This is a genomic window from Streptomyces sp. NPDC058812, from assembly GCF_042744565.1.
GTDB classification, from domain to species: domain Bacteria; phylum Actinomycetota; class Actinomycetes; order Streptomycetales; family Streptomycetaceae; genus Streptomyces; species Streptomyces thinghirensis.
Genome location: NZ_JBHYOB010000031.1, coordinates 1 through 23,785, shown reverse-complemented (window position 1 = coordinate 23,785; position 23,785 = coordinate 1). Strand labels below are relative to the sequence as shown.

At 72.8% G+C, this 23,785-nt stretch carries 24 protein-coding genes; 8 read left to right on the top strand and 16 right to left on the bottom strand.

What is annotated here, in order from left to right:
• Positions 1–7: 7 nt before the first annotated feature.
• From ACFW48_RS36605 to ACFW48_RS36585, 5 genes are all read right to left on the bottom strand, one after another.
• Positions 8–193 (bottom strand): hypothetical protein, encoded by a 186-nt coding sequence (locus tag ACFW48_RS36605; RefSeq protein ID WP_121746457.1) that lies wholly within the window; start codon positions 191–193, stop codon positions 8–10.
• A gap of 155 nt (positions 194–348) precedes the next feature.
• On the bottom strand, positions 349–1,038 hold the full coding sequence (locus ACFW48_RS36600; protein WP_386322676.1) for a DUF899 domain-containing protein: 690 nt from the start codon (positions 1,036–1,038) through the stop codon (positions 349–351).
• 173 nt (positions 1,039–1,211) lie between these two features.
• Entirely contained in the window at positions 1,212–2,585 is a 1,374-nt protein-coding gene (locus tag ACFW48_RS36595) for an amidohydrolase (protein WP_386322674.1), read from the bottom strand.
• Positions 2,585–4,471 carry an FUSC family protein gene (locus ACFW48_RS36590; RefSeq protein ID WP_386322672.1) on the bottom strand — a complete coding sequence of 629 codons (1,887 nt, stop codon included), beginning with the start codon at positions 4,469–4,471 and terminating at the stop codon, positions 2,585–2,587. The genes ACFW48_RS36595 and ACFW48_RS36590 overlap by 1 nt, the downstream gene beginning before the upstream one ends.
• Positions 4,472–4,698: 227 nt before the next feature.
• A complete protein-coding gene (locus tag ACFW48_RS36585; protein ID WP_386322670.1) occupies positions 4,699–5,544 on the bottom strand; it encodes a nucleotidyltransferase domain-containing protein in 846 nt (281 codons plus the stop codon).
• Between the two features lie 142 nt (positions 5,545–5,686).
• Between ACFW48_RS36585 and ACFW48_RS36580 the strand changes: the two genes are divergently transcribed.
• From ACFW48_RS36580 to ACFW48_RS36570, 3 genes are read left to right on the top strand one after another with little or no spacing between them, the layout of a single operon-like run.
• Complete coding sequence (locus tag ACFW48_RS36580; RefSeq protein WP_386322668.1) at positions 5,687–6,175, top strand: hypothetical protein; 489 nt, start codon at positions 5,687–5,689, stop codon at positions 6,173–6,175.
• Positions 6,172–6,585 carry a RidA family protein gene (locus ACFW48_RS36575; RefSeq protein ID WP_386322666.1) on the top strand — a complete coding sequence of 138 codons (414 nt, stop codon included), beginning with the start codon at positions 6,172–6,174 and terminating at the stop codon, positions 6,583–6,585. Before ACFW48_RS36580 ends, ACFW48_RS36575 begins: the two co-directional genes overlap by 4 nt.
• Before the next feature lie 8 nt (positions 6,586–6,593).
• Positions 6,594–7,049: a GNAT family N-acetyltransferase gene (locus tag ACFW48_RS36570; RefSeq protein ID WP_386322733.1), complete on the top strand. Its 456-nt coding sequence runs from the start codon at positions 6,594–6,596 to the stop codon at positions 7,047–7,049.
• 53 nt (positions 7,050–7,102) lie between these two features.
• On the opposite strand, the gene pip is transcribed toward ACFW48_RS36570, so the two are convergent.
• Positions 7,103–8,068 (bottom strand): prolyl aminopeptidase, encoded by a 966-nt coding sequence (gene pip / locus ACFW48_RS36565; RefSeq protein WP_386322664.1) that lies wholly within the window; start codon positions 8,066–8,068, stop codon positions 7,103–7,105.
• 56 nt (positions 8,069–8,124) lie between these two features.
• Positions 8,125–8,838: a uracil-DNA glycosylase gene (locus ACFW48_RS36560; protein WP_386322662.1), complete on the bottom strand. Its 714-nt coding sequence runs from the start codon at positions 8,836–8,838 to the stop codon at positions 8,125–8,127.
• Positions 8,839–8,974: 136 nt separating this feature from the next.
• Between ACFW48_RS36560 and ACFW48_RS36555 the strand changes: the two genes are divergently transcribed.
• A complete protein-coding gene (locus tag ACFW48_RS36555; RefSeq protein ID WP_386322661.1) occupies positions 8,975–9,571 on the top strand; it encodes an RNA-binding S4 domain-containing protein in 597 nt (198 codons plus the stop codon).
• A gap of 23 nt (positions 9,572–9,594) precedes the next feature.
• On the opposite strand, the gene ACFW48_RS36550 is transcribed toward ACFW48_RS36555, so the two are convergent.
• From ACFW48_RS36550 to ACFW48_RS36540, 3 genes are all read right to left on the bottom strand, one after another.
• The gene (locus ACFW48_RS36550) at positions 9,595–10,089 is read right to left on the bottom strand and encodes a DoxX family protein (RefSeq protein WP_386322659.1); all 495 of its coding nucleotides are present in this window, start codon (positions 10,087–10,089) and stop codon (positions 9,595–9,597) included.
• A gap of 80 nt (positions 10,090–10,169) precedes the next feature.
• Positions 10,170–10,856, bottom strand: a complete 687-nt coding sequence (locus ACFW48_RS36545) for a class I SAM-dependent methyltransferase (RefSeq protein ID WP_386322658.1) — start codon at positions 10,854–10,856, stop codon at positions 10,170–10,172.
• Positions 10,857–10,946: 90 nt separating this feature from the next.
• The gene (locus tag ACFW48_RS36540; protein WP_386322656.1) at positions 10,947–11,876 is read right to left on the bottom strand and encodes an acyltransferase domain-containing protein; all 930 of its coding nucleotides are present in this window, start codon (positions 11,874–11,876) and stop codon (positions 10,947–10,949) included.
• A gap of 57 nt (positions 11,877–11,933) precedes the next feature.
• Between ACFW48_RS36540 and ACFW48_RS36535 the strand changes: the two genes are divergently transcribed.
• The gene (locus ACFW48_RS36535; protein WP_386322654.1) at positions 11,934–12,191 is read left to right on the top strand and encodes a DUF6343 family protein; all 258 of its coding nucleotides are present in this window, start codon (positions 11,934–11,936) and stop codon (positions 12,189–12,191) included.
• A gap of 3 nt (positions 12,192–12,194) precedes the next feature.
• Here the strand turns inward: ACFW48_RS36535 and ACFW48_RS36530 are convergent, their stop codons facing one another.
• From ACFW48_RS36530 to rpsA, 4 genes are all read right to left on the bottom strand, one after another.
• A complete protein-coding gene (locus tag ACFW48_RS36530) occupies positions 12,195–12,575 on the bottom strand; it encodes a tetratricopeptide repeat protein (RefSeq protein WP_121746472.1) in 381 nt (126 codons plus the stop codon).
• A gap of 100 nt (positions 12,576–12,675) precedes the next feature.
• Positions 12,676–13,281 (bottom strand): dephospho-CoA kinase, encoded by a 606-nt coding sequence (coaE, locus tag ACFW48_RS36525; protein ID WP_386322652.1) that lies wholly within the window; start codon positions 13,279–13,281, stop codon positions 12,676–12,678.
• Between the two features lie 57 nt (positions 13,282–13,338).
• Positions 13,339–14,277, bottom strand: a complete 939-nt coding sequence (locus ACFW48_RS36520; protein WP_386322650.1) for a PAC2 family protein — start codon at positions 14,275–14,277, stop codon at positions 13,339–13,341.
• A 176-nt stretch (positions 14,278–14,453) separates the two neighbouring features.
• Positions 14,454–15,968: a 30S ribosomal protein S1 gene (rpsA, locus tag ACFW48_RS36515; RefSeq protein ID WP_386322648.1), complete on the bottom strand. Its 1,515-nt coding sequence runs from the start codon at positions 15,966–15,968 to the stop codon at positions 14,454–14,456.
• 144 nt (positions 15,969–16,112) lie between these two features.
• Between rpsA and ACFW48_RS36510 the strand changes: the two genes are divergently transcribed.
• A complete protein-coding gene (locus tag ACFW48_RS36510; RefSeq protein WP_386322646.1) occupies positions 16,113–17,165 on the top strand; it encodes a class I SAM-dependent methyltransferase in 1,053 nt (350 codons plus the stop codon).
• 124 nt (positions 17,166–17,289) lie between these two features.
• The gene (locus ACFW48_RS36505) at positions 17,290–19,950 is read left to right on the top strand and encodes an ATP-dependent RNA helicase (RefSeq protein WP_386322644.1); all 2,661 of its coding nucleotides are present in this window, start codon (positions 17,290–17,292) and stop codon (positions 19,948–19,950) included.
• A 60-nt stretch (positions 19,951–20,010) separates the two neighbouring features.
• On the opposite strand, the gene ACFW48_RS36500 is transcribed toward ACFW48_RS36505, so the two are convergent.
• Positions 20,011–21,840 carry a lytic murein transglycosylase gene (locus tag ACFW48_RS36500; protein ID WP_386322642.1) on the bottom strand — a complete coding sequence of 610 codons (1,830 nt, stop codon included), beginning with the start codon at positions 21,838–21,840 and terminating at the stop codon, positions 20,011–20,013.
• A gap of 282 nt (positions 21,841–22,122) precedes the next feature.
• Between ACFW48_RS36500 and ACFW48_RS36495 the strand changes: the two genes are divergently transcribed.
• A complete protein-coding gene (locus ACFW48_RS36495; RefSeq protein ID WP_386322640.1) occupies positions 22,123–22,947 on the top strand; it encodes a DUF4184 family protein in 825 nt (274 codons plus the stop codon).
• On the opposite strand, the gene ACFW48_RS36490 is transcribed toward ACFW48_RS36495, so the two are convergent.
• Positions 22,895–23,215 (bottom strand): hypothetical protein, encoded by a 321-nt coding sequence (locus ACFW48_RS36490; RefSeq protein WP_386322638.1) that lies wholly within the window; start codon positions 23,213–23,215, stop codon positions 22,895–22,897. The genes ACFW48_RS36495 and ACFW48_RS36490 overlap by 53 nt on opposite strands.
• Between the last annotated feature and the right edge of the window lie 570 nt (positions 23,216–23,785).

Genomic DNA, 23,785 nt, shown 5'->3' with positions numbered 1-23,785 from the left:
CCGCCCGTCAGGCGGCCACGTCACCGGCGGCGTCGCCGGCGCGGACGATGACCAGGAACATGTCCGTGGCGAGGTCCATGACGACCTCGGCGGGCAGGCCCTCCAGACGCCGCGCGTTCGCGAACTCCTCCGCCGGCCAGGAACCACGCGGTCCGCCGGCGGGAAAGCGTTCGAGCACCGTTCGCCCGTTCACCCTGCACCTCCATGTAGCGCTGTACTCGTAGAGTTAAACGCCAACCATGGAGCGATCGCCTCGCGGAGTGATGGTACTGAGACATAGTTGACACTCGTTCACCGCAAAGTGTGAGCGGCGTCTCAGCCGTTCGGCCTCCTTCGCTACGGTGCGTGTCAGCCCTCGTACTCGTCGTGGTACCGGATTCTCTCGCTCCCCGCAGGCGCACCGAAGGCCGACGCGCGTCCCTCGGGTTTCTCCCACCGCTCCTGCCGGCCGAGAGCGGTCAGGTCGAGCAGGCTGGTGGTCGAGCCGAGTCCGTCGAGGCCGCGCTCGTACGTCGAGTAGGTGTGGAAGACCCGGTCGCGGTCCCGCAGGAAGCAGCTGAGCCCGGGCCGCTCGACCAGCTCGCCCTCGTGTTCGAGGGTCACCTCGAAGTCGGTGTTGAAGTCGCTGACGTACGACGAGTACCAGGGCAGCGTCCAGCCCATCCGCGCCTTGAACGGAAGGATCCGCGGGTACGGCGCCCGGGACACGGCCGCGAACGACGTACCGCGCGCTCTCAGGTGTGCGAGGTGTCCGATCTGGTCCAGGAACGCCGAGCAGCTGCGGCAGCCGGCGTCCCACTCGGGCGCGAACATGAAGTGGTAGACGACGAGCTGGTCGCGTCCCTCGAAGAGGTCGAGCAGCGTGGCCTTGCCGTCGCCGCCCTCGAACACGTACTCCTTGTCGACCTCCACCATGGGCAGCCCGCGCCGCTCGGCGTTGAGCGCGTCACGCGCGCGTGTCGCCGCCTTCTCCTTGGCCAGTAAGGCCTCGCGCGCCGCGCGCCAGTCCGCGCGAGTGACGATCTCGGGCAACGACATGGGATCCAGCTCCTCCTGTGCGACACACGACGGTCCGTCGGAGGTGCTGACCGACGGGCGGAGCGGAACTCATCGCGGCTCGGCAAGATTCTTTTCGGAACGCCGCCGGAACGCCGTCGGAACGCCGCCGGAACGCCGCTGGGAAGCCGCCCGGAAGGCGCCGGCCCCGGTGTTCAGGTGTCGTACTCCTGGACGCGCCGGCCGTGGCCGCGGTCGGTCAGGGCGGGCAGCCGCTCTCCGAGTTCCCGCACCGCCGCGGGGACGTCGAGGGTCAGCAGCTCGCGGTCCCGCATGAGGACGCGCCCGTCGACGATCGTCGTGCGCACGTCCGCGGACCGCGCGCTGTGCACCAGGGTGGCGGCGAGGTCGTGGACGGGCTGGGTGTGCGGGCCGGTGAGGTCCACGAGGACGAGGTCGGCCCGTTTCCCCGGCGCGATGCGGCCGACGGTGTCGCCGAGCCCGACCGCGCGGGCGCTCTGCGGGCCGGCGTGATGGAGGGCCTGACGGGAGGTCAGCCAGCGGGGGTCGCCCTCGGTGGACTTCTGGATCAGGGAGGTGAGCGCCATCGACTCCCACACGTCCAGGGAGTTGTTGGACGCGGCGCCGTCGGTGGCGAGCCCCACGGGGACGCCGATGTCGCGCAGGGCGCGCACGGGTGTGGTGGTGGGCCAGGCGAACTTGAGGTAGCCGCGGGGCGCGGTCGCCACGGCGGTACGGCCGCCCGCGCGCGCGAGGAGCGGCAGATCGGCCTCGACGATGCCGGTGCCGTGCGCGATGAGCACGTCGGTGTCGAGGATGCCGGTGCGTTCCAGGATCTCGATCGGGGTGGCGCCGTGACGGGCGAGGCTGGTGTCGGTCTGGTCGCGGTTCTCGGCGGCGTGGAGGTGCACGGGCAGGCCGTGGTCGCGGGCGAGTCCGGCGGTGGCGGCGAGGTCGGCGTCGGTCACGGTGTAGGGGGCGTGCGGGGCGAGGGCGGTCGTGATCCGGCCGTCCGCGGAGCCCCGGTGCCGCAACGCGAACTCCAGCGACGCCTCCCGCCCTTCGGGGCCCTGCGAGGAGAAGTACGCCTGGCCCAGCAGCGCCCGCATCCCGCACTCGGCGACCACGGCGGCGACGGCGTCCATGGCGAAGTAGTGGTCCGCGAACGTCGTCACCCCCGCGCGGATCATTTCGGCGCAGGCGAGCCGGGCTCCCAGTTCCACGTCGCGGTCGGTGAGGTTGGACTCGACGGGCCAGACGACGTCGTTGAACCACTCCTCGGTGGGGAGATCCTCGGCGAGGCCCCGCAGGGCGACCATCGGCGCGTGCGTGTGGCAGTTGATCAGCCCGGGGAGGGCGACCTGGCCGCGTGCGTCGATGCGGTCGGCGGCCGCGAGACCCCGCACGGCGGCGGCGGTCGTCACGGAGTCGACGACTCCGTCGCGTACGACGACGGCCGCGTCCTCCTGGAAGCCGATCCGCTCCCGGTCGTCGTGCACGAGGACGGTGCAGCCGGTGATGACGAGATCGGCGGGCTTCGCACGGCTCTCATGGGGAGAAGGCGTCATCACGCCAACGTACGGTGCCGCCCCACGCGCCCGCGCCGCTCTACGAGTTCGTCCCGCAGTCCGGCGAGCCGGTCGGTGTGGCGGGGCGTGAGCCGGCCGGTGTCGTCGAGGTGCACGGCGCACGCGGTGGTGGTGTCGACGAGCCGCTCGAGGACGGCAGCGACCTCGTCCGCGCCCTCCGAGTGCCGGGCGAGGGCGGGCAGTTCCACGGCGGCGAGGGCGATCGCGGCGCGGGCCTCGGCAAGCGTGCGGTAGGCCTCGCGGCGCAGCGTCCACCGGGCGGCGCGGTCGCCGGACTCGCTCAGTACGTGGGCGAGGTAGGCGTGGGCTGCGGCGTCGGCGACGTCGATCCGGGCACGGACCCCGCCGCCCCGCTGTCCCGGCATCGGCAGATGCCCGACGACCAGGACGATCGCGCAGGCCAGCAGTGTCTCGCCGATGCGGCTGACGGAGGCCTGGGGTTCGCCGCCCACCATGACCAGCGCGAGGACGAGGACGGTGACGACAGTGGTCTGGGCGGCGAAGTGCCGCGCGGCGACCGGCACCAGGGCACCGCAGACGGCGACGAGCGCGACGAGCCCTTCCGGCCGGGGCAGCACGGCGGCGAACCCGGCGAAGACGAGCGCCCCCAGAACGGTCCCGGCCGCCCGGCACAGCACCCGGGAGACGAGCGGGCCGAGGTCGGGCTTGACGAGGAAGACGGCGGTGGCGGGCAGCCAGTACCAGTGCTGGTGGGACCCGTACCAGTGGCCGTGGTGCAGTACCTGGGCGACGGCGGCGCTGGCGCCGAAGCACAGGCCGACGCGTAGCCCGTACTCCCGTCCGCCCGCGCCGAGGACGGTGCGGGCCAGGGAGACGACCGACCGCCTGCGGGTGTGCAGGTCCCGGCCCCTCCCCCGGTCGAAGGCCTCCGCGGCGTGCAGCAGGGCGTCGTCCAGGGCGCGCAGGGCGGGTTCGGTGCGGGTGGGCGCGGGCAGCGGTCCGGCGTGGGTGCTGCCACGGACGGCCGCCGCCAACCTCCGGGGCCCCTCGGAGGCCCGCGCGGGCACGGCCTGCTCGGCCCACGCGAGGGCGGTCGCGGCCTCGCCGAGAGGCAACGCGGCGGCGTACTGGGCGTGCAGCCGCCGTTCGGCCGCGGACGAGGCGTAGCGCCGCAGCCGGGGCCCGGCGAGCGCGTCCTGCGCGTGGTCGAGGGCGGCGGTGAGCGCGGTCCGGCGGGCGACGGCCTGCTCCGTGCCGGCCGCGTCCAGGAGCGCGGCCACGGCGTCGTAGACGTCGGCGACGGCCGCCCGCTCACCGTCGAAACGGAAGTCGAGGCGGATGTCGAGGCGGAAGCCCCCGGTGACGGAGCCGGGCGTGGGCAGGACCAGCCGCAGCGCGAGCAGCCATCCGGCGCCGGCGAGGAAGGCCAGCACGCTCTGCCACCCGGGGTCGGGCAACGGCATCCCGGCACCGACGGCGCTGGTGACCAGCAGCTGCGTCCCGGCCCCGGACGCCACGGTCCCGACGGCGCTGATCCCTCCGGCGACCAGACCGAGCCCGGTCAGCACCAGGGTCAGCGGTACGGCTCCGAGGTGCTGCCCGGCGTACGTCCCGACGAACAGCCCGACGGCCCCGGCGAGCGCGGGAACACCGATGCGCCGCACGGAGGTACGGCGACTGCCCGGCCGGTCGTTGATGCCGGCCAGCATGGCGGCGATGGCGGCGACAACCCCTGGAGAGGCCCGGTCCGCGAGCACGGCGGCGAGCAGCAGCGGCCCGCCGGCCAGCGCACCCCGGAACACCGCGCTCCAGGGCACGGGCCCGCGCTGGGCTCTCAGGGCGTGGGCGATCCAGGGCGGAAGCGAGAGGCCGAGTCGGCGTGCGGGGCGGACGGTGCGGGACACGGGGCGCGGGGCTCCTGTCGTCTGGTCGAGGGCGGGGGTGAGCCTTCGGGCGACGGTGGCCGGGCTGTGGTGTCAGACGGTGTGGTGTCAGACGGTGTGGTGGGACGGTGCGGTGCCCACGCTAAGGAGTGTTCTTGGACGAGGAGGGACGGACGTGTTTCGGGAATGTGACGGCAGGCCGGAACGGCGCGTTCTTAATGAACGCAATCAGGTCGTGATGAACGCAATCAGGTCGTGCCTCGTGAACGCGATCCGGTCGTGCCTGGTTCCCGCCCCTCGTGACGGCCCTGGCCTCCCCGGGCTCCTTCCACGGCCTCGCGCAGGAGTGCCTCGGTGTCCGTGACCGACCGCGCCAGGGCCTCCGGCCGGGGTGTCAGGTTCGCCAGCAGCCCGTCGACCCCATCGGCCCCGCCCAACCCGGCCCGCCGCACCATCCCCTTCTCATTGGTGACCCACTCCCCCCGTGCCGCCAGTACCGCGTGCGCCGTCTGTGTCGCGGCCAGGGCGATAGCGCCGGCGACCTGTGTGACGGCGCCCTTGGGCGCGTGGCCGGCCCTGGCGTACGCGAGGGTGGCCGTGGCCGCGCCCTGCCAGCGCTCGGGGGCGGTGGCACGGAGGGCCTCGGGGTAGGCGGGGCGGGGCAGTTCGCCGCGCAGCACCTCGTTGATCGCGAGCTCCGCGACCACGAGGTACGTCGGGATGCCCGCGAGGTGGAACATCAGCGGCTCGACGCCGAAGCGTCCCGCCGCCGCCTCCGCCACCTCGTGCTCGACCACGTCGAGGTCGCGGTAGTGCAGGTCGACCCGGCGTTCGTCGATCGTCAGCCAGGCGCCTCCGTTGAAGACCCCGCCGCCCCATGCGCCCACCTCGGAGACCTCCCCCGCCCAGCCGAGGGCACGGATACCGTCCGGGTCGAAGGCGCCCCGGTAGTAGACGGCCAGGTCCCAGTCGCTGTCGGGCCCGTGGGTGCCCTGGGCCCGGGAGCCGCCGAGGGTCACCGCCCGGACGTTGGGCAGAGCGGCGAGGCGGTCGGCGGTGGTGCCGAGGAAGGCCTGGTCCGTGAGGGAGGGCACTGCTGCGGGCTCCTGACGAGTGGGGGTGGTGGCGGGCGGACGCCGGAAGCGTACGCGCGGACGACCGGCGGCACGAGGCAATTGTCAGTGGCGCGCGTTATCAATGAAGTCGTCACACAGCGTAGCGACGGGGGAGGTCGTGATGGCGTCGTGGGAGTGGGAGGAAGGGTGTCCCGGACCGGAACGGAACGAGCGTGCGGTACAAACCTGGGAGCCCGGCGGGGTCGAGCCGGAGCCGGGGCGCACGCATGTGTCCACGGCCGGGCTGCGGGCCAGAGGCTGGACCGCGGGGATGGTGCGCCGCCTGCTCGGTGAGCCCGATCTGCTGCGCGCCCACCCGTACGTCCGCTCCGCACCCCCGACGCGCCTGTACGCCGTCGAACGGGTCGAGGCCGTGGAGCGCGGCACCGCGTTCCGGGCCGCGTCGGCGGCGGCCGCGCGCCGGTCCACCGTGGTGCGGGCGGCCGCTCGGCGCAGGGCCCGGGAGTTGCGGGCGCGCATCACCGCGCGACCGGGTGGAGGCCGGGTGGGCGAGCATCCGGACGGGACCGGGGGAAATTCGGATGCGAGAGCGGTTCGGAGAACAGACGATCGGGAGGTCGACCGTTCACCGCCCCAGGAGCCCACGTGATCCAGCGCACCACCGTGCCGGGCCTTTTCCCGCCGCCCACCTACTCCCATGCCTCCGTCGTCGAGGCCGGCACGAAGCTCGCCTTCCTGGCCGGGTCCGTTCCGCTCGACGCGGAGGGGAAGCTGGTCGGTGAGGGTGATCCGGTCCGGCAGGCCGAGCAGGTGATCGCCAACCTCACCGAGCAGTTGCGCTCCGTCGGGAGCGAGTTGAGGCACGTTCTCTCGACCGATGTGTACGTGGTCAGCGGGGAGACCGCAGCACTGTCCGCCGTCTGGGAGGTCGTCGAGGCGTCCGGGCTCAGCGCCGGCCCGCACTCCTCGACCCTGCTCGGGGTGAGCTGCCTCGGGTACCCGGGTCAGCTGGTGGAGATCACGGCGACGGCGGTCGTGCCGGACGAGATACGTCCGTGAACCGGGAAGTGAGCGGGCCGGTCGTCCTACGACGGGCGGAGGCCGCCGACGCGCGTGCCGCGGCCGGCGTCTGGCTGGCTTCCTTCACCGCCGCGCTGCCGACCGTGGTCCGGCCTCGCACCGACGAAGAGGTCCTGGACTACTTCCACCACGTACTGGTGCCCCTGCGCGAGACATGGGTGGCGGAGGCGGCCGGCCGCGATGTCGTCGGCGTGATGGTGCTGGAGGAGGGGGAACTGTCGCAGTTGTACCTCGCCCCGGACTGGCGCGGGCGCGGCATCGGGGACCGGTTCGTCGCGCTCGCCAAGGAACGCGGGCCGGAAGGGCTGTCGCTGTGGACCTTCCAGGTCAACGCGCCCGCGCACCGCTTCTACGAGCGGCACGGTTTCAAGGCCGTGGAGTGGACGGACGGCGCCGGCAACGAGGAGCGGGAGCCGGACGTGCGGTACGTGTGGGAGCCATAGGGCACGGGCTCGGCCGTGGGGGGGGACCAGCCGGTCGTGCCCCCCCCGGCCGGTCAGGCGTCGGCGCGTGCGTACCTGTCCGTCGCCGCCACCAGTACGTCGTCACCCATCGCTCCCGCGTCGTGCCCGGCCTCGTCCACGACCACCAGCTCGCTGTCCGGCCAGGCGTGGTGGAGCCGCCAGACGATGCCGAGGAGGTTGCCGAAGTCCAGGCTGCCCTGCACAAGGGTGCCCGGGATGCCCTTCAGCAGGTGCGCGTCCCGCAGGACGACGCCCTCGTCGTTGCCGTCGCCGAGGAAGTGATCGTTGCCCCAGTAGTGGGTGACGGTTCGTGCGAAGCCCAGGCGGAACTCCGGGTCCTCGAACCGGGCGACCGAGCGTGGCGGCGCGGGGATGATCGCCGTCTCCCAGTCGGTCCAGGCGCGCGCGGCCCGGGCTCGGACTCCGGCGTCGGGCGACTCCAGCAGCCGGTTGTACGCGGCGGCCGGATTGCCGCCGTGTTCGTCTGCCGGCAGCTCGGCGAGGAACCGCTCGTGGGCGTCGGGGAAGATCTTCCCCAACCCCCGCGTCAGGAGGGCCACTTCGGCGTTGGAGCCGGTCGCGACCCCGGTCAGCACCAGCTCGGTCACCACTCCCGGGTGAGTCTGCGCGTACCGCAGTCCCAGGATCGACCCCCACGACACGCCCCACACCAGCCACCGCTCGATGCCGAGGTGGGCGCGCAGCCGCTCCAGGTCCGCCATGATGTGGGCGGTCGTGTTGACGCTCATGTCGGTCTCGTGGTCGCTCGCCGGAGGGACCGACCGTCCGGCGCCGCGCTGGTCGAGGAGCACGATCCGGTAGGCGGCCGGGTCGAAGTACCGTCTGAGATTGGGGCTGGTGCGGGATCCCGGTCCTCCGTGCAGCACCAGCGCGGGCTTGCCGTGCGGGTTACCGCAGGTTTCCCAGTAGACGCTATTGCCGTCACCGACGTCGAGCATGCCGTGGTCGTACGGTTCGATCTCCGGATACAGGCCCATCGGGGCACCGTAACGCCGTCGGCCCGGGACGTTCACCCCCTTTACGCCGTGGGCCCCTACACCTTGGGCAGCCCCGCCGTCTCGGCCGCCGTGCGCAGCACGTCCCGGAGCATCTCGGGTGTGAGACGGCCGGTGAAGGTGTTGCGCTGGCTGACGTGGAAGCAGCCGAAAAGATGCAGGCCGGGCCCGTCAGAGGCGTCCAGTGTGACGTGCCCGCCGTGCGTGAAGGCGGGGCGGGGCCGGGGCACCGTCCAGCCCGCCTCGGCGAACGCGGGCAGCGCCGCCTGCCAGCCGAAGGCGCCGAGTACCACCACGGTCCGCAGCGTCGGCCGCAGCAGACCCAGTTCCTGGACGAGCCAGGAACGGCAGGTGTCGCGCTCGGTGGGGGTGGGTTTGTTGGCGGGCGGGGCGCAGTGCACCGGCGAGGTGACACGCACGCCGTACAGTTCCAGGCCGTCGTCGGCGGAGACCGCGGTGGGCTGCGAGGCGAGACCCACGTCGTACAGCGCCTGGTACAGCACGTCTCCGGAGCGGTCGCCGGTGAACATCCGGCCGGTGCGGTTGCCGCCGTGGGCCGCGGGGGCGAGCCCGACGATCAGCAGACGCGCGTCCGGCGGACCGAAGCCCGGCACCGGCCGGCCCCAGTACGTCCAGTCGGCGAAGGCCGCCCGCTTGGTGCGGGCCACCTCCTCCCGCCAGTCGACCAGCCTCGGGCAGGCCCGGCACCCCGCGATCCGCTGGTCGAGTACGGAGAGGCCGCTGGTGTCCATGCCTCCACCGTAAGACCACCGGCCTCGGTGCCCGGCTCTCGGCCCCCGGCCACTGGCGACCGCGACGGCGCGCTACAGCGCCGGGACCGCGGAAATAGGAGCCCCTCCCGCCCGGCCGAACGGTTAGGGTCGAGCCATGGCTTCCGAGCATGACGAGGGCAGGAACGGCGGGGCGGCCGACCCACAGGACACCACCGGGGCCAAGGCCGGCACGAAGGCCGACGAGAAGAACGGTGACAAGACCGACGGCACAGCTGCCGCCACCCTGTCCCCGGATCCGAAGACCGCCGCCGCGATCGCCGCCGCCGAGGCGGCCGGACCGCAGAACGGCGGGAGCGTCCGCGTGGACAGCTGGATCTGGGCCGTGCGCCTCGTCAAGACCCGATCCCTCGGCGCGACCGCCTGCAAAGGCGGCCATGTCCGGGTGAACGGCGAGCGGGTGAAACCCGCGTACTCGCTGCGCGTCGGAGACGAGGTGCGCCTGCGGCACGAGGGCCGGGAACGCGTAGTCGTCGTGAAGCGGCTGATCCGCAAGCGCGTCGGAGCCCCGGTCGCCGTCCAGTGCTACGTCGACAACTCCCCGCCGCCCCCGCCGCGCGAGGCCGTCGCCCCGGCCGGCATCCGCGACCGCGGCGCCGGCCGCCCCACCAAGCGAGACCGTCGCGAGCTGGAACGCCTGCGCGGGCTGGAGGGCCTGAGCCAGGCCCGGCGCGATGCCGAGAACAGGCCCTGAACACCCGCACCGTCCACGGGTGGTCAGACACGCCCGCGTCGTGCCAGGCGGAGCAGTTCCTCGTTGTGCCCGCGGCGGGCCCAGGCGATGACCAGGAGCGGCACCATCAGGACGAGCGGTGTCGCGGCATGCTCTCCGTCGAAGTAGGTGAGCTGGACGACGAACGCGCCCACCATCAGCGCGCTCAGGGCCGTCGCCGCCACCGATTGCAGCGCCGGAATGAACAGGGCGATCGCTCCGGCCAGTTCGAGGACGCCGATGGCGTACATGCCCGCGTTGCCCCAGCCCATCTCGGCGAAGGACTCCGCCGCCGAGGAGTGCGCGACCAGCTTGGGCGCGGCGCTCGCGACGGCGAAGAACAGCGCGAGGAGCACCTGCACCGCCCGCAGGGCGATCCGGGCGCCGCGTCCCCGGTTCGACGTGGCGAAGGTCGCGGAAGCAGTGGCCGCGGAGGTCGGGGAAGCAGTGGCCGCGGTGGCGGCGGTTGCGGTGGCGGTGGAAACGGCGGTCTCGGACATGAAGGTCTCCTGAGCTGAGCGGTCCGTGATGCAGTCAGGTATTCAGACCGCTCGCCCGCCCGGAACTCATCGCCGATCCGCTACCTCCGGGCCACGGGAACCGCCCTCACCCACGTCCCGTCGTCGGTCAGATACCGGTCCACAGCGAGTCCCGCCTCCCCCAGTGCCTCCTCGAACTGTTCCTTGGACAGCGGCCGGGCCCGGAACGTCTGTGTCCAGACCGCGTCCGGGAACTCGTACTCCGCGTGCACCGCGTTGACCCCGTCCCCGACCGGCTCCGACGACACGATCCGCACGGTGAAGCCGCTGGGGTCCACCCGCTCACGCGGCAGGTTCGTGTGGTAGTCCTCGCCCTCCCGCTGGATCAGTACACAGCCGTCCTCCGTGACATGGCGGGCACAGGTGCGCAGCAATCCGCGGCTCACCTCGGCGTCCCCGGTGTGCACGAGGAACGACGCCAGCATCACCACGTCGAAGCTCTCGCCCAGGTCCAGGTCCTCGATCGGGCTGCGTATCGTCCGCGCCCCGCGCACGTGCTCCAGCATCGCGGCGGACTCGTCCACCGCGGTCACGGCGAACCCCCGCTCCAGCAGTGGATGGGTCATGCGCCCCACACCACTGCCCAGCTCCAGGATGCGCGCCCCCTCGGGCACGGCGGCGGCGACGATGTCCGGCTCGGCTCCGGCGGGCAGTCTCGAATAGAGCTCGACCGCGCAGCCGTCCGGGGTGATGGCTCCGGGCCCCGTCCCCTGGTGTCCCTCTCGCATTTTCAGCTCCATGCCCGTCCAACGGGCTGCCCCCGCACACCCGTTCCCACCCGGCACCGGTTCACCCGACCGAGTGAAGGGGACCTACCGTCAGAACGGAAACCAGCCGTGCCCGGTGTACCAGTGGCCGCCCGCCCGCAGATGGTCCCCGACGGCCCGTTCCACCGAGGTGCGCCGCGGCAGCCCCTCGACCGGCAGGTGAGGGTTCCCGAAGACGAAGCGGACAGGCTCCTCGTCGGCGGCCTCGGTGTCCCGGACCGCCCGGAAGCGCTCCTGGAACCGGACGATGTTGGAGTCGGCGGCCAGGTACCGCTTCAGCTGCGGGTCGAGGAGCCAGGAGTGGCACGTCGCGGCACGATGCGGCTCCTCGGGGAAGTGCCGGCGGAAGAACTCCCTGGCGAGGCCGAGCGAGCGGTCGCAGGCGGCCGGTGTCAGCGGCCCGCGGTAGTCGGGGACGTGCAGGTTCAGGCAGGGCTCGCCCGGCACCGCGTCCATCCCTGCCGCCCGCAGCACCGGCGCGGTGCGCTGCCCGATGGCGGCCCGTTCGAACTGCAGCCGCCCCAGCTGGTACAGCTCTCCCCGGAAGTGGTGCACCAGCCACCGTGGGACCCGCACTCCGCCCGTGCCGTGCCGCCTGCGGTGGCTCGTCATGTTCCGCCCCAGGTCGGCGAGGGTGTGCCGGGTGGTCTCGGCCGGGATGCCGCGCTCCCGGTGGTAGGCACGGGTGTACGGCAGCGCCGCGACGAACACGTACGCGGCGAAGTACCCGCCCAGCGCCCGAGGCGCCTCGGCCAGCCGCTCCCCGAAGCGCCGCACGTCCTCCGGGTGCGCGGCCGGCTCCCCGAGGTCCCGCACCAGTTCCCGGACGCACTCCTCCAGCAGCCGCGCCGTGTCGGCATCACGCGTCACTCCGCCGCGCAGTCCCACCAGTGCGTTGATGTCCTCGTGCGGGACCGCCAGGTCGAGCAGTACGTCGGGCAGGTCGTCGGCGTCCGGCAGGGCGGGGCGGTTCTGTGGCACGGCTCGTTTCCCCCTCGTCGTCTCCCGGAGTACGTTTTCCACAGGAGTGGTGATCCGATGCGCACCGGGAGTGAACCGGCCACCGCGCGCAGTGCCCTGCGGGCGCGTTTCTGGCTGAGCCTTTGGGGGCTGGCCTGGGCGACCTTCGGAACGGCCGCGTTCGCGCTCGCCGGGCGACCGGGGTGGGCCGTCGCGTGCGGAGTGTTGTGGCTCGTCGTCACGGTCGACCTGACCGTGATCCTCCGGCACATCCGCCAGGGCCCGCACTACCAGCCCGGGCCGGACATACCGCCGTACCGGCCGCCGAGGAGCTGACCGTCAGGAGTCGAACCGCGCCTGCTGCAGATACTCCGGATTCGGATCCAGAGCCGCCGCCAGCCGGAAGTGGCGCCGGGCCTGGTCGGGGCACCCCCGCCGCTCATAGGTGCGGGCGAGTGCGAAGTGCGCGAACGCGTTGTCCGGCTCACGCTCCAGGACGATGGTGAACTCCAGCTCGGCCGCTCTCAGTTGTGCCGCCGCGAAGAAGGCACGCGCGCGCAGCAACCGAGCGGCGGTGCTCTCCGGATGCGCGGCGATGACCCCGTCGAGCAGTTTCACCGCGCCCCGCGGGTCCCGCGCCGCGAGCAGTTGCTCGGCGGCACGGAAGTCGATGACATCCGTCTCCGGAGTACGTCCGGTCGAACCGCTGGTCTCGGGCACGGCAGAGTCCTTCCCTCACTGAAAGGGATCAACGCCCGCTCGGGGGCCGCTATTCCTGGGCCGGGTGGAGCGACCGAAGCCTCCGGAGGCGCCAGGGCGCTCAGCGCGGCGCGTGCGCCTTGCGCGTCAGCTCGGCCCACACCTCTGCCACGCGGCGCCGCAGCTCGTCCAGCGGTACGTCGTTGTCGATGACCAGGTCCGCGATCTCCCGGCGCTGCTCGCGCGTCGCCTGGGCGGCCATCCGCGCGCGCGCGTCCTGCTCGGTCATGCCGCGCAGCCGTACCAGCCGGTCGAGCTGAGTGGCGGGCTGGGCGTCCACGACGACCACGACGTCGTACAGCGGTGCCAGGCCGTTCTCCGTGAGCAGCGGAACGTCGTGAACGACGACGGCGTCCTCGGCGGCGGCCTCTTCGAGGGCACGGGACCGGTCGCCGACCAGGGGGTGCACGATCGAGTTCAGCGCGGCCAGTTTCTCCGGGTCGGCGAACACGATCGAACCGAGTTTCGGCCGGTCCAGGCTGCCGTCGTCGGAGAGCACGTCCTCGCCGAACGCCTCCACGACCGCCGCGAGCCCCGGGGTACCCGGCGCGACGACCTCGCGCGCGATCCGGTCCGCGTCGATCAGTACGGCGCCGTACTCGACGAGCAGCCGCGACACCTCGCTCTTGCCGGCGCCGATCCCGCCGGTCAGGCCCACCTTCAGCATGAGCGGAAGCCTAGGGCCTGCCGGTGACGGCCTTCCTACCGGGCCGCCCAGGGGGCGTCAGTTGTCGCCCTCCCGCTCCGCCAGGAACCGTTCGAACTCGCGGCCGATCTCGTCCGCCGACGGGATCTCGACGGGCTCGGCGAGCATGTTGCCGCGGGTCTCGGCTCCCGCGGCCGCGTCGTACTGGTGCTCCAGGCCCTGGATGAGGGCGGTGAGTTCCTCGTCGCCCTCCTGGATCTGCCGGTCGATCTCCGTCTGGGTGCGGAGGGCGTCCGTGCGCAGGGAGTGCGCGATGCCCGGCAGGACCAGGCCGGTCGCCGCGGTGATCGCCTCCAGGACGGTCAGCGCCGCGTCCGGGTACGGGGAGCGGGCGATGTAGTGCGGGACGTGCGCGGCCACGCCCAGCACCTCGTGGCCGGCCTGCATGAGCCGGTACTCGACGAGTGCCTCGGCGCTGCCGGGGACCTGCGCCTCCTCGAAGGGGCTGCTGTGGCCCGGCACCAACTCGGCGCGGTTGCCGTGCGGGGTGATGCCGACGGGGCGGGTGTGCGGGACGCCCATGGGGATGCCGTGGAAGTTGACCGCGAGGCGGACACCGAGCCGCTCGACGATCTGCCCGACGGCCGCGGCGAAGCGTTCCCACTCGACGTCCGGCTCGGGGCCCGACAGCAGCAGGAACGGGGCCCCGGTGGCGTCCTGGACGACGCGCACCTCGATGGCGGGTTCCTCGTAGTCCGTCCAGGTGTCCCGCTTGAAGGTCAGCAGCGGGCGGCGCGCCCGGTAGTCCACGAGCCGGTCGTGGTCGAAGCGGGCGACGACCTGGTGAGGCAGCGAGTCGAGCACCTGGTCGACGATCTGGTCGCCGGTCTCGCCGGCGTCGATGTATCCGTCGAAGTGGTACAGCATGATCAGTCCCGCCGACTCCTGGGCGAGTGCCATGTCGACGACGGCCAAGCCCTTCGGCTCCCATGCGTACAAACCCTGCGGATCAAGCACAGTGACCGCTCCCCTCCTGGTGTTCGTACTGCACAACACGGGTCCTGGCCCGGGCATTCCCCGTCCGCGTTCCCGCCCGGCGTCGCCGAACGCGCCGAGGGCCCGCACCCCGGGAAGGGTGCGGGCCCTCGGTTCACGAGCTACCGCTCGATGAGGAGCTCCTGCTCAGCCTGCGCTCAGCTCTGGCCGCCGGCCAGCTTCTCGCGCAGCGCGGCCAGCGCCTCGTCCGACGCCAGGGCGCCGGAGTTGTCGCCGCCCTCGGAGGAGTACGAGCCACCGCCGCCGCCACCGCCGGCGGACGCGGCCGGAGCCGCACCCGCGGTGTCGACACCCTCGGCAGCGGCCTTCTCGTCCGCCTCGCGGGACTTGATGACCTGCGCCTGGTGCTGCTCGAAGCGCTGCTGCGCCTCGGCGTACTGGGTCTCCCACGCCTCGCGCTGGGTCTCGTAGCCCTCGAGCCAGTCGTTGGTCTCGGGGTCGAAGCCCTCGGGGTAGATGTAGTTGCCCTGGTCGTCGTAGGACGCGGCCATGCCGTACAGGGTCGGGTCGAACTCGACCACCGACGGGTCGGCACCGAAGGCCTCGTTGGCCTGCTTCAGCGAGAGGCTGATGCGGCGGCGCTCGAGGTCGATGTCGATGACCTTGACGAAGATCTCGTCGTTGACCTGGACGACCTGCTCCGGGATCTCCACGTGGCGCTCGGCCAGCTCGGAGATGTGGACCAGACCCTCGATGCCCTCGTCCACGCGGACGAACGCACCGAACGGCACCAGCTTCGTGACCTTGCCGGGCACGACCTGGCCGATCTGGTGGGTGCGGGCGAACTGCTGCCACGGGTCTTCCTGGGTCGCCTTCAGCGACAGGGAGACGCGCTCGCGGTCCATGTCCACGTCGAGGACCTCGACGGTGACTTCCTGGCCGACCTCGACAACCTCGGACGGGTGGTCGATGTGCTTCCAGGAGAGCTCGGAGACGTGGACCAGACCGTCGACGCCACCCAGGTCCACGAAGGCACCGAAGTTGACGATCGAGGAGACGACGCCGGAACGGACCTGACCCTTCTGGAGGGTCGTGAGGAACGTCTGGCGGACCTCGGACTGGGTCTGCTCCAGCCAGGCACGGCGGGACAGGACCACGTTGTTGCGGTTCTTGTCCAGCTCGATGATCTTCGCCTCGAGCTCCTTGCCCACGTAGGGCTGGAGGTCGCGAACACGGCGCATCTCGACCAGGGAGGCCGGGAGGAAGCCGCGGAGGCCGATGTCGAGGATGAGACCACCCTTGACGACCTCGATGACGGTACCGGTGACGATGCCGTCCTCTTCCTTGATCTTCTCGATGGTGCCCCAGGCACGCTCGTACTGGGCGCGCTTCTTCGAGAGGATCAGGCGGCCTTCCTTGTCCTCCTTCTGGAGAACAAGGGCCTCGATCTCGTCACCGACGGCGACGACCTCGTTGGGGTCGACGTCGTGCTTGATCGAGAGCTCGCGGCTCGGGATGACACCTTCGGTCTTGTAACCGATGTCGAGCAGGACCTCGTCCCGGTCGACCTTCACGATGACGCCGTCGACGATGTCGCCGTCGTTGAAGTACTTGATCGTCTCGTCGATCGCGGCGAGGAAGGCTTCCTCGTTACCGATGTCGTTGACCGCAACCTGCGGGGTGGTGGCGGTGGTCTCGGTGCTGCTCGTCATGTGGGAAAGGGCTCCGGTACGGACATTGAAGTCGTAGGTACTGCTTACGCCGGGAGCCCGTTTCGCTCTGCAGAAGCCGGACAGCCAAGGAAGTGTCACCCAAACCAGGGGTGACACCTCGAGAACCGAGGGGACATACAACAGATGCGAGCGCGACCTGCTACGTCTGAGGTGCGCAGGCCCGCAGCGCAACTTGTAGCATACGGGGGCAGCCGGGCAGGGTCAATGCGCGAAGCCGCACACCCGGGACAGATCGTCGCATACCCGGCACAAAAGCCGTCTCCCGAGGCCACGCGGACCCACAGAGGCCCCCTTGGTGACACGCGGGACCGGCTGCGTGAAGAGCCGCAGACTAGTACGAGGGAGCCGGTCATCCAAGAGCCCGAAACGTCCGAAGCCGCAGGGATGGAGCCCGAGGCCACCCGGCGTGCCGCCGGTGTCACGGAAAGCTCCCGCGCCAACCGTGGCTGGTGGGACCGGAACGCGGACGAGTACCAGGTCGAGCACGGCACCTTCCTCGGCGACGACCGCTTCGTGTGGTGTCCCGAGGGCCTGGACGAGGTGGAGGCCGAGCTGCTCGGCCCGGTGGAGGACCTGAAGGACAAGGACGTCCTGGAGATCGGTGCCGGCGCCGCCCAGTGCTCGCGCTGGCTGACCGCCCAGGGTGCCCGTCCGGTGGCCCTGGACCTCTCCCACCGCCAGCTCCAGCACGCCCTGCGCATCGGCGGCTCGTTCCCCCTGGTCTGTGCCGACGCGACCGTGCTGCCCTTCGCGGACGGCTCCTTCGACCTGGCGTGCTCGGCGTACGGGGCGCTGCCCTTCGTCGCCGACCCGCGGCTGGTGCTGCGGGAGGTCCGCCGGGTGCTGCGGCCCGGGGGCCGCTTCGTCTTCTCCGTCACGCACCCGCTGCGCTGGGCGCTCCCGGACGAGCCGGGCCCCGAGGGGCTGTCGGTGTCCGCCTCCTACTTCGACCGCACGCCGTACGTCGAGCAGGACGACGAGGGCCGCGCGGTGTACGTCGAGCACCACAGGACGCTCGGCGACCGTGTCCGGGACGTGGTGACGTCGGGGTTCCGGCTGGTGGACCTCGTGGAGCCGGAGTGGCCGGACTGGAACACGTCCGAGTGGGGCGGCTGGTCGCCGCTGCGGGGCCACCTGATCCCGGGGACTGCGATCTTCGTGTGCGAGCGCGACTGAGCCGCACCCAATCTGTCGCGTGCGCAATCTGTCGCGTGTCCACGCGCGCGTGGGGGGTGGTTCCGCTGCAGCCCCCTCCACGCGCGCGTGGAAGGTGCTCTCGCCGGCGTACGACACTGGGGGCGTGATCCGTTACGACGCCCTGGACGCCCTGCCCGTACGCGGTGCCCTGCCCGCTCTGCGCGACGCCCTGGAGGGGCACGGCACCGCGGTGCTGGTCGCGCCGCCCGGCACCGGCAAGACGACGCTGGTGCCGCTCGCCCTGGCCGGACTGCTGGGCGAGGGGCCCGAGCGGCGTGTGGTCGTGGCCGAGCCGCGGCGGATCGCGGCGCGTGCGGCGGCCCGGCGGATGGCGTGGCTGCTGGGTGAGAAGCCCGGCGCGAGCGTCGGGTACACCGTGCGCGGTGAGCGGGTCGTCGGGCGGCACGCGCGCGTGGAGGTCGTCACGACCGGCGTGCTGTTGCAGCGGCTCCAGCGGGACCAGGAGCTGACGGGCGTCGACGTGGTGGTGCTCGACGAGTGCCACGAGCGGCACCTGGACGCGGACACGACGGCGGCGTTCCTGTGGGACGTCCGGCAGGCGCTGCGGCCGGAGCTGCGTCTGGTGGCCGCGTCGGCGACGACCGACGCGGAGGGCTGGGCCCGGCTGCTGGGCGGGGCGCCGGTGGTCGAGGCGCGGGGCGTGTCGTACCCCGTGGAGGTGGTGTGGGCGCCGCCGACGCGTCCGGTCCGGCCGCCGCACGGCATGCGGGTGGATCCGGCACTGCTCACGCACGTGGCGTCGGTGCTGCGCCGTGCGCTGGCCGAGCGGGACGGGGACGTGCTGTGTTTCCTGCCGGGGGTCGGTGAGATCACCCGGGTCGCCGGACAGTTGACGGGCATCGGGGACGACGTCGACGTGCTCCAGGTGCACGGGCGGGCGCCGGCGGCCGTGCAGGACGCGGTGCTGGCGCCCGGCGTACGGCGCCGGGTGGTGCTGGCGACCTCGGTGGCCGAGTCGTCGCTGACGGTTCCGGGCGTGCGGGTGGTCGTGGACGCGGGGCTGGCCCGGGAGCCGCGGGTGGACCACGCGCGGGGGCTGAGCGCGCTGACGACGGTACGGGCCTCCCGGGCCGCGGGGCGGCAGCGGGCAGGGCGGGCCGGACGTGAGGCGCCGGGCGCGGTGTACCGCTGCTGGGCGGAGGCCGAGGACGCCCGCCTGCCGCGCTTCCCCGCGCCGGAGATCAAGGTGGCCGACCTGACGGCGTTCGCGTTGCAGGCGGCCTGCTGGGGCGATCCGGACGCGTCCGGGCTGGCCCTGCTCGATCCGCCGCCGGGCGGGGCGATGGCGGCGGCCCGGTCGGTACTGACGGCGGTCGGCGCGGTGGACTCCTCCGGCCGGGCCACCGCGCGGGGCGTACGACTGGCCCGCCTGGGCCTGCATCCACGGCTGGGGCGGGCGCTGCTCGACGCGGGGGCGCCGGGCGCGGGGGCCACCGGTGGAGGTGTCTCCGGCGGAGGCCCCGCGGACGCGGGCTCCCGTGCGGCCGCCTCGCACGCGACCCCGCGCGGTGCCGGGAGTGCGGACCGGGGCGCCTCGGGCGCCGGCACGGCGGCCGGTGCGGGCGCCTCCCGCGCGGGCGACGCCCCTGCGGTGGCGGAGGTGGTCGCTCTGCTCAGTGAGGCGCCGCCGCGGGAGTACGGGGACGATCTGGTGGCCGCGCTGCGGGCCGCTCGGCGTGGCGGAGATGCCTATGGTGCGCGTTGGCGGGCCGAGGTGCGGCGCCTGCGAGCCGCCGCGGAGAGCACCGGTCGGCCGGCGCAGGACGGCACCAGCGACAGCATCGCGGGGCTGGTGGCCGCGCTGGCGTTTCCCGAGCGGGTGGCCAGGAAGGACGGCGGTTCGTACCTGATGGTCTCCGGCACCCGGGCGGAGCTGCCGGAGGCGTCGGCGCTGCGCGGGGCGCCGTGGATCGCCGTGGCCGTGGCCGACCGGCCCGTGGGGAAGGGGCACGCGCGCGTGCAGCTCGGGGCGGCCGTCGACGAGGGGACGGCCCGGCTCGCCGCGGGGGCGTTCCTGGAGGAACGGGACGAGGTGCACTGGGGCGACGGTGACGTCGTGGCCCGGCGTGTCGAACGGCTCGGGGCCGTGGAGCTCACCGTCCGGCCGCTCGCCGGCGCCGACTCCGGTCTCGTACGGAACGCGCTGCTGGAGGGGCTGCGGCAGGAAGGGCTCGGGCTGCTGCGCTGGTCGGCCGACGCGGACGTGCTGCGCAAGCGGCTCGCCTTTCTGCGGCGGCGGCTGGGTGAGCCGTGGCCGGACGTCTCCGACGACGCGTTGCGCGCGCGTGTGGACGAATGGCTGGAGCCCGAGCTGGGCCGGGCCCGGCGGCGGGCCGACCTGGCGCGGATCGACGCCGGTCAGGCGCTGACCAGGCTGCTGCCCTGGGCCTCCGGAGAGGCGGCGCGGCTCGACGAACTCGCCCCGGAACGGATCGTCGTCCCCAGTGGGTCCAGGATCCGGATCGACTACGACGACCCGGGCCGGCCCGTCCTGGCCGTGAAGTTGCAGGAGATGTTCGGGCTCCAGCGCTCGCCCGAGGTCGCCGGGGTGCCGCTCCTCGTCCACCTCCTCTCGCCCGCGGGCCGCCCGGCCGCGGTCACCGCCGACCTGGCCTCGTTCTGGAAGGACGGCTACAAGGGCGTGCGGGCGGAGTTGCGCGGCCGGTACCCGAAGCATCCGTGGCCCGAGGACCCGGCCACGGCGGAGCCGACGCGACACACGAAGGCGCGCCTCGGGAAGTGACGAGGGCGCCCTTCCGCCGCGGCGGAGGGGCGCCCTCGGTCGTTCCCGCGCGAGTCGCGCCTACGCGTCCGGCTCGGTCGACGGCTCGGCGGAGGGGCTGGGCGAGGCGTCCGGCGAGGCGTCGCCGGACGGGGTCGGCGACGGCTCCGGCTCGGCCTCGGCCTCGGCCACCTTCAGCTGGACGTTGAGCGTGGCGCCGCCCGCGGTGGTGAGGCGGAGCACGAACGTGCCGGCGGTCTTGTCGGCGTACAGCTTCGGCAGCTTCAGCAGGCCCTTGGCGTCGGTCTTCAGGCCGGTCAGGGTGCGGACGGCCTTGCCGTCCGCGTCCTTGAAGTAGGGACCCTTGTCGTTCTCGGTCGGGTCGAGCACCGACTTGACGAGCGTGGCGGTGACGGCGACCTTGTCCGCGGCGGCGCCCTTGTACGTGGCCTTCACCTCGACCTGGTCCGCGAACTCGCCGCCCGGCGTGCAGGTCAGCGCGGTGTCGTCGGTGCGGGCGAGGACGTCGGCCACGCGCTCGGTGACGGTGGCCTTGTAGTCGAGGCCGGCGACGGCGCGGCCGACGACGGTGGCACGGACGGTGAACCCGCCGGTCTTCTCACCGGCCACCAGGGCGGGCGCGACGGCCACGCCGGAGGCGTTGGTGGTGACCGCGGCGAACTTGTCCCCGCCGGTGAAGGTGGCGTCGGTGTCGCCCAGGACGGTGAAGCGGATCCGTACCTTGCCGACGGCCTTTCCGGCCTTGGTCTCGGCGCGGGTGCTGATCTTCTCGTCGAACGTGTCGCCCGCGATCGCCGTGAGCCCCGCGGTGCCGGCGTTCTCCAGGTGGTGGACCGTGTCCGTGGGGGTCTCGGTCTCGGGCGGGGTCTCCGGGTCGGTCGGGGTCGGCTTGGGGCTCGGGGAGCCGGTGCCGGGATCCTTGGGATCGTCGGCCGGGATGGGCTTGTCCGGCTTCTCGGGGCTGGGGTTGGGACTGGGCGGCGTCGTACCGGGGGCCTGGGGTCCGGTGGTCGCGCCCGGTCCCCGGGGCGAGGGGCTGGGCCCGCTCACGTCGGTGTCGTCGTCGCTGCGGTCCACCGGCAGGGCGCCGGTGCCGTCGGGGATCTCGTGGGTGCCCTTGCGGTAGTGCTCCAGCCAGGACAGGACGGTGTGCAGGTAGTCCTGCGAGTTGTTGTAGCTGAGGATCGCCCGGTTGAGGTCGGCCTGGGTGGACAGGTCCCAGTCGAAGCGGCACAGGTAGTGGCCGGCGGAGAGAGCGGCGTCGTAGATGTTGTTGGGGTCCTCCTTGCCGTCGGCGTTGCCGTCGCGGCCCGCCCAGGCCCAGGTGGAGGGGATGAACTGCATGGGGCCGACGGCGTTGTCGTAGCTGCTGTTGCCGTCGTGGACGCCGTTGTCGGTGTCCTTGATGAGCGCGAAGCCGTTGCCGTCGAGCTGCGGGCCGATGATGGGGCTGAGGGTGGTGCCGTCGGCGGTGACGCGACCGCCGCGTGCCTGGCCCGACTCCACCTTGCCGATGGCGGCGAGGAGTTGCCACGGCAGATTGCAGCCGGGCTTGGACTGGCGCAGCGCCGACTCGGCCTTCTTGTAGGCGTCGAGGACCGTCGCGGGGATGCCCGCCTCGGACGGGCCCCGGGAGGCGGGGGTACCGATGGTGGGGGCGGGGCTCGGGCTGTCGAGCGGCGGCAGGTCCGTGTAGTACGGCGAGTTGCCGGTGGCGCTCTCCTCGGAGGGCGTGTCGGACGTCGGCACGTTGTCGGCGGTGGTCTGTCTGCCGTGGGCGTCGGCCGTCACGTTGGGAGCCTGGGACGCGGACAGGGCCGCGACCGCGACCGCCGCCACGGTGGTGGTGACCGCCGCCTTGCGGAGCCTCCTGTCGAAATGCGCCGCCATAGCGTGACCCCTCCCGTGGACGCCCGCGCGTCCGTCTCCGTCTGTCTTCACCGGTCTTCGGCTGTTGTGCTCGCCCGTGGTACCCGCCCTGTTGTGACGATCGGTCCGTGTCAACGGTTGCACCGCGACTTTCCCCGCGCGGTGCTCGTCTGTTCGACCAGTACGGTGCCGCAGGCGACCCTACGACAACTTGCTTTGCACGGGCACCCATTCGTGCCCGATATTCACCAGTTGGCCATATGAGGAGTTGTCTCGCCGTTCACCCTCAGTCATGCGGTCGCCGTGCTGCCGGCGGTACGGGGCGACGGGACCGGGCGGGGGCCGCTGGTGCCTGTCGCGCTGGTGGCGGGTTCCTTCTCGCCCGACATGACCTACTACGCGGCGAGTTTCCTGTCCGGGGCGATGGAGTTCGGGGACGTCACCCACTCCTTCCCGGGCGTCTTCACGGTCGACGTGCTCATCGCCTGGGTGCTGGTGGCGGTGTGGCTGCTGGTCCGCGAGCCGCTGGTGACCCTGCTGCCGCGGGCCGGGCAGGGCCGCGCGGCCACCCTGCTGCGCTGCGGGGCGCCACGCGCGCGCGTGGGGGCGTCCCTGGTGGCGCGGTGGTACGTGTCGGCGGTGCTGGGGGCGCTGACGCATGTGGTGTGGGACGCGTTCACCCACCTCGACCGCTGGGGGATGCGGGTGTTCCCGGTGCTGGGCCGGGAGATCGCGGGCTCGCCGCTCTACTGGTACCTCCAGTACGGCGGGTCCGCGGTGGCGGCGGTCGTGATCGCCGTGTTCCTGGTGCGCGCACTGCGCCGGGCGCCCCGGGCCGAGCCGCTCGGCGTCCCGGTCCTCTCGGTACGGGACCGGTGGTGGGCCGGGGCGGTGCTGGGCGGCTGTGCGGTGGCCGGAGCCGTGCAGCGGGCGACCCGGTGGTGGGACTACTGGGGTGCCACCGCGAAGCCCTGGGAGCTGATCCCGACGGTGTGCTTCGGGGCGGGCGCGGGGCTCGTCCCGGGCTTGCTGCTGTACGCCGTGGGGGTCAGGGCGTGGCGTCCGGCTCCGGTCCTCAGAAGTTCGGCCGGCGTCGGTAGGGAGCCGAACCGCCGGATCCCGCACTGAGGGTGTCGGCGGTCGCGACGAACACGGTGAAGGTGTGTGCGGGACGTGACCGCGGCAGCAGGGTGAGGGCCAGCGCCAGGTAACCGCGGGTCAGGTCGGCCCACAGACGCCAGGCGGGCGTCTCGCGCGGGGACGCGGCGGTCGGTTCCCGGTGGACGAGTCTGCGGCGGAGGTCTGCCGCGGTGCGCCGCAGGGCCGTCGCGAGGGTGGTGGGGATGCGGCCGGTACTTGCGCCGGGCGCGACGACCGGGACCGGTGGGAGTGGCACGCGGGCGGGTCCGTCTGTGCTTGCCCGTGCCGGTGCCGTCCGGTGGTGGAGCATGCGTATACCCATGCCCGCATCCTCACGGAGGACGGAGGCGCGGGCGTTTCCGCGAGGGCCACCTGAGTGACGGGCCCTGGGGAGTGGGCGGAAGCGTGCGGACGTGGGCCGCGTGGCGGCGTCTCCGGGCCGGCCCTCCAGGGTGAAGGGAGGCGCGAGCCAAGAGGCTCGGCGTCACCCGGGTCCCCCAGCCCAGCGGACCCGCCCGTTCAACGGAGCCATCCGTTGGCCGGACCCGCCGGCTCCGGCCGGAGCCGGCGGGGAGCCGGAGCCGGCGGGCGGTCCGGCCGACCGGCCAGGGCACGGCGAGCGCGACACGCCCGCGCCGACGATGAGGGCGGCGCGGCACCGGACACTCGCGCCACTCCCCACCCGTACCGCAGACGCCGACCGCCGACCGCCGGAGGCCGACCGCCGGAGGCTAGGGTCTGTTGCGAAAGTGGATCTTGTTCGTTGATGATCACGTCTTGTGGGACGTGGTGATCTGACGAACGGCCAGTGGGCCCGGCTTGAGCC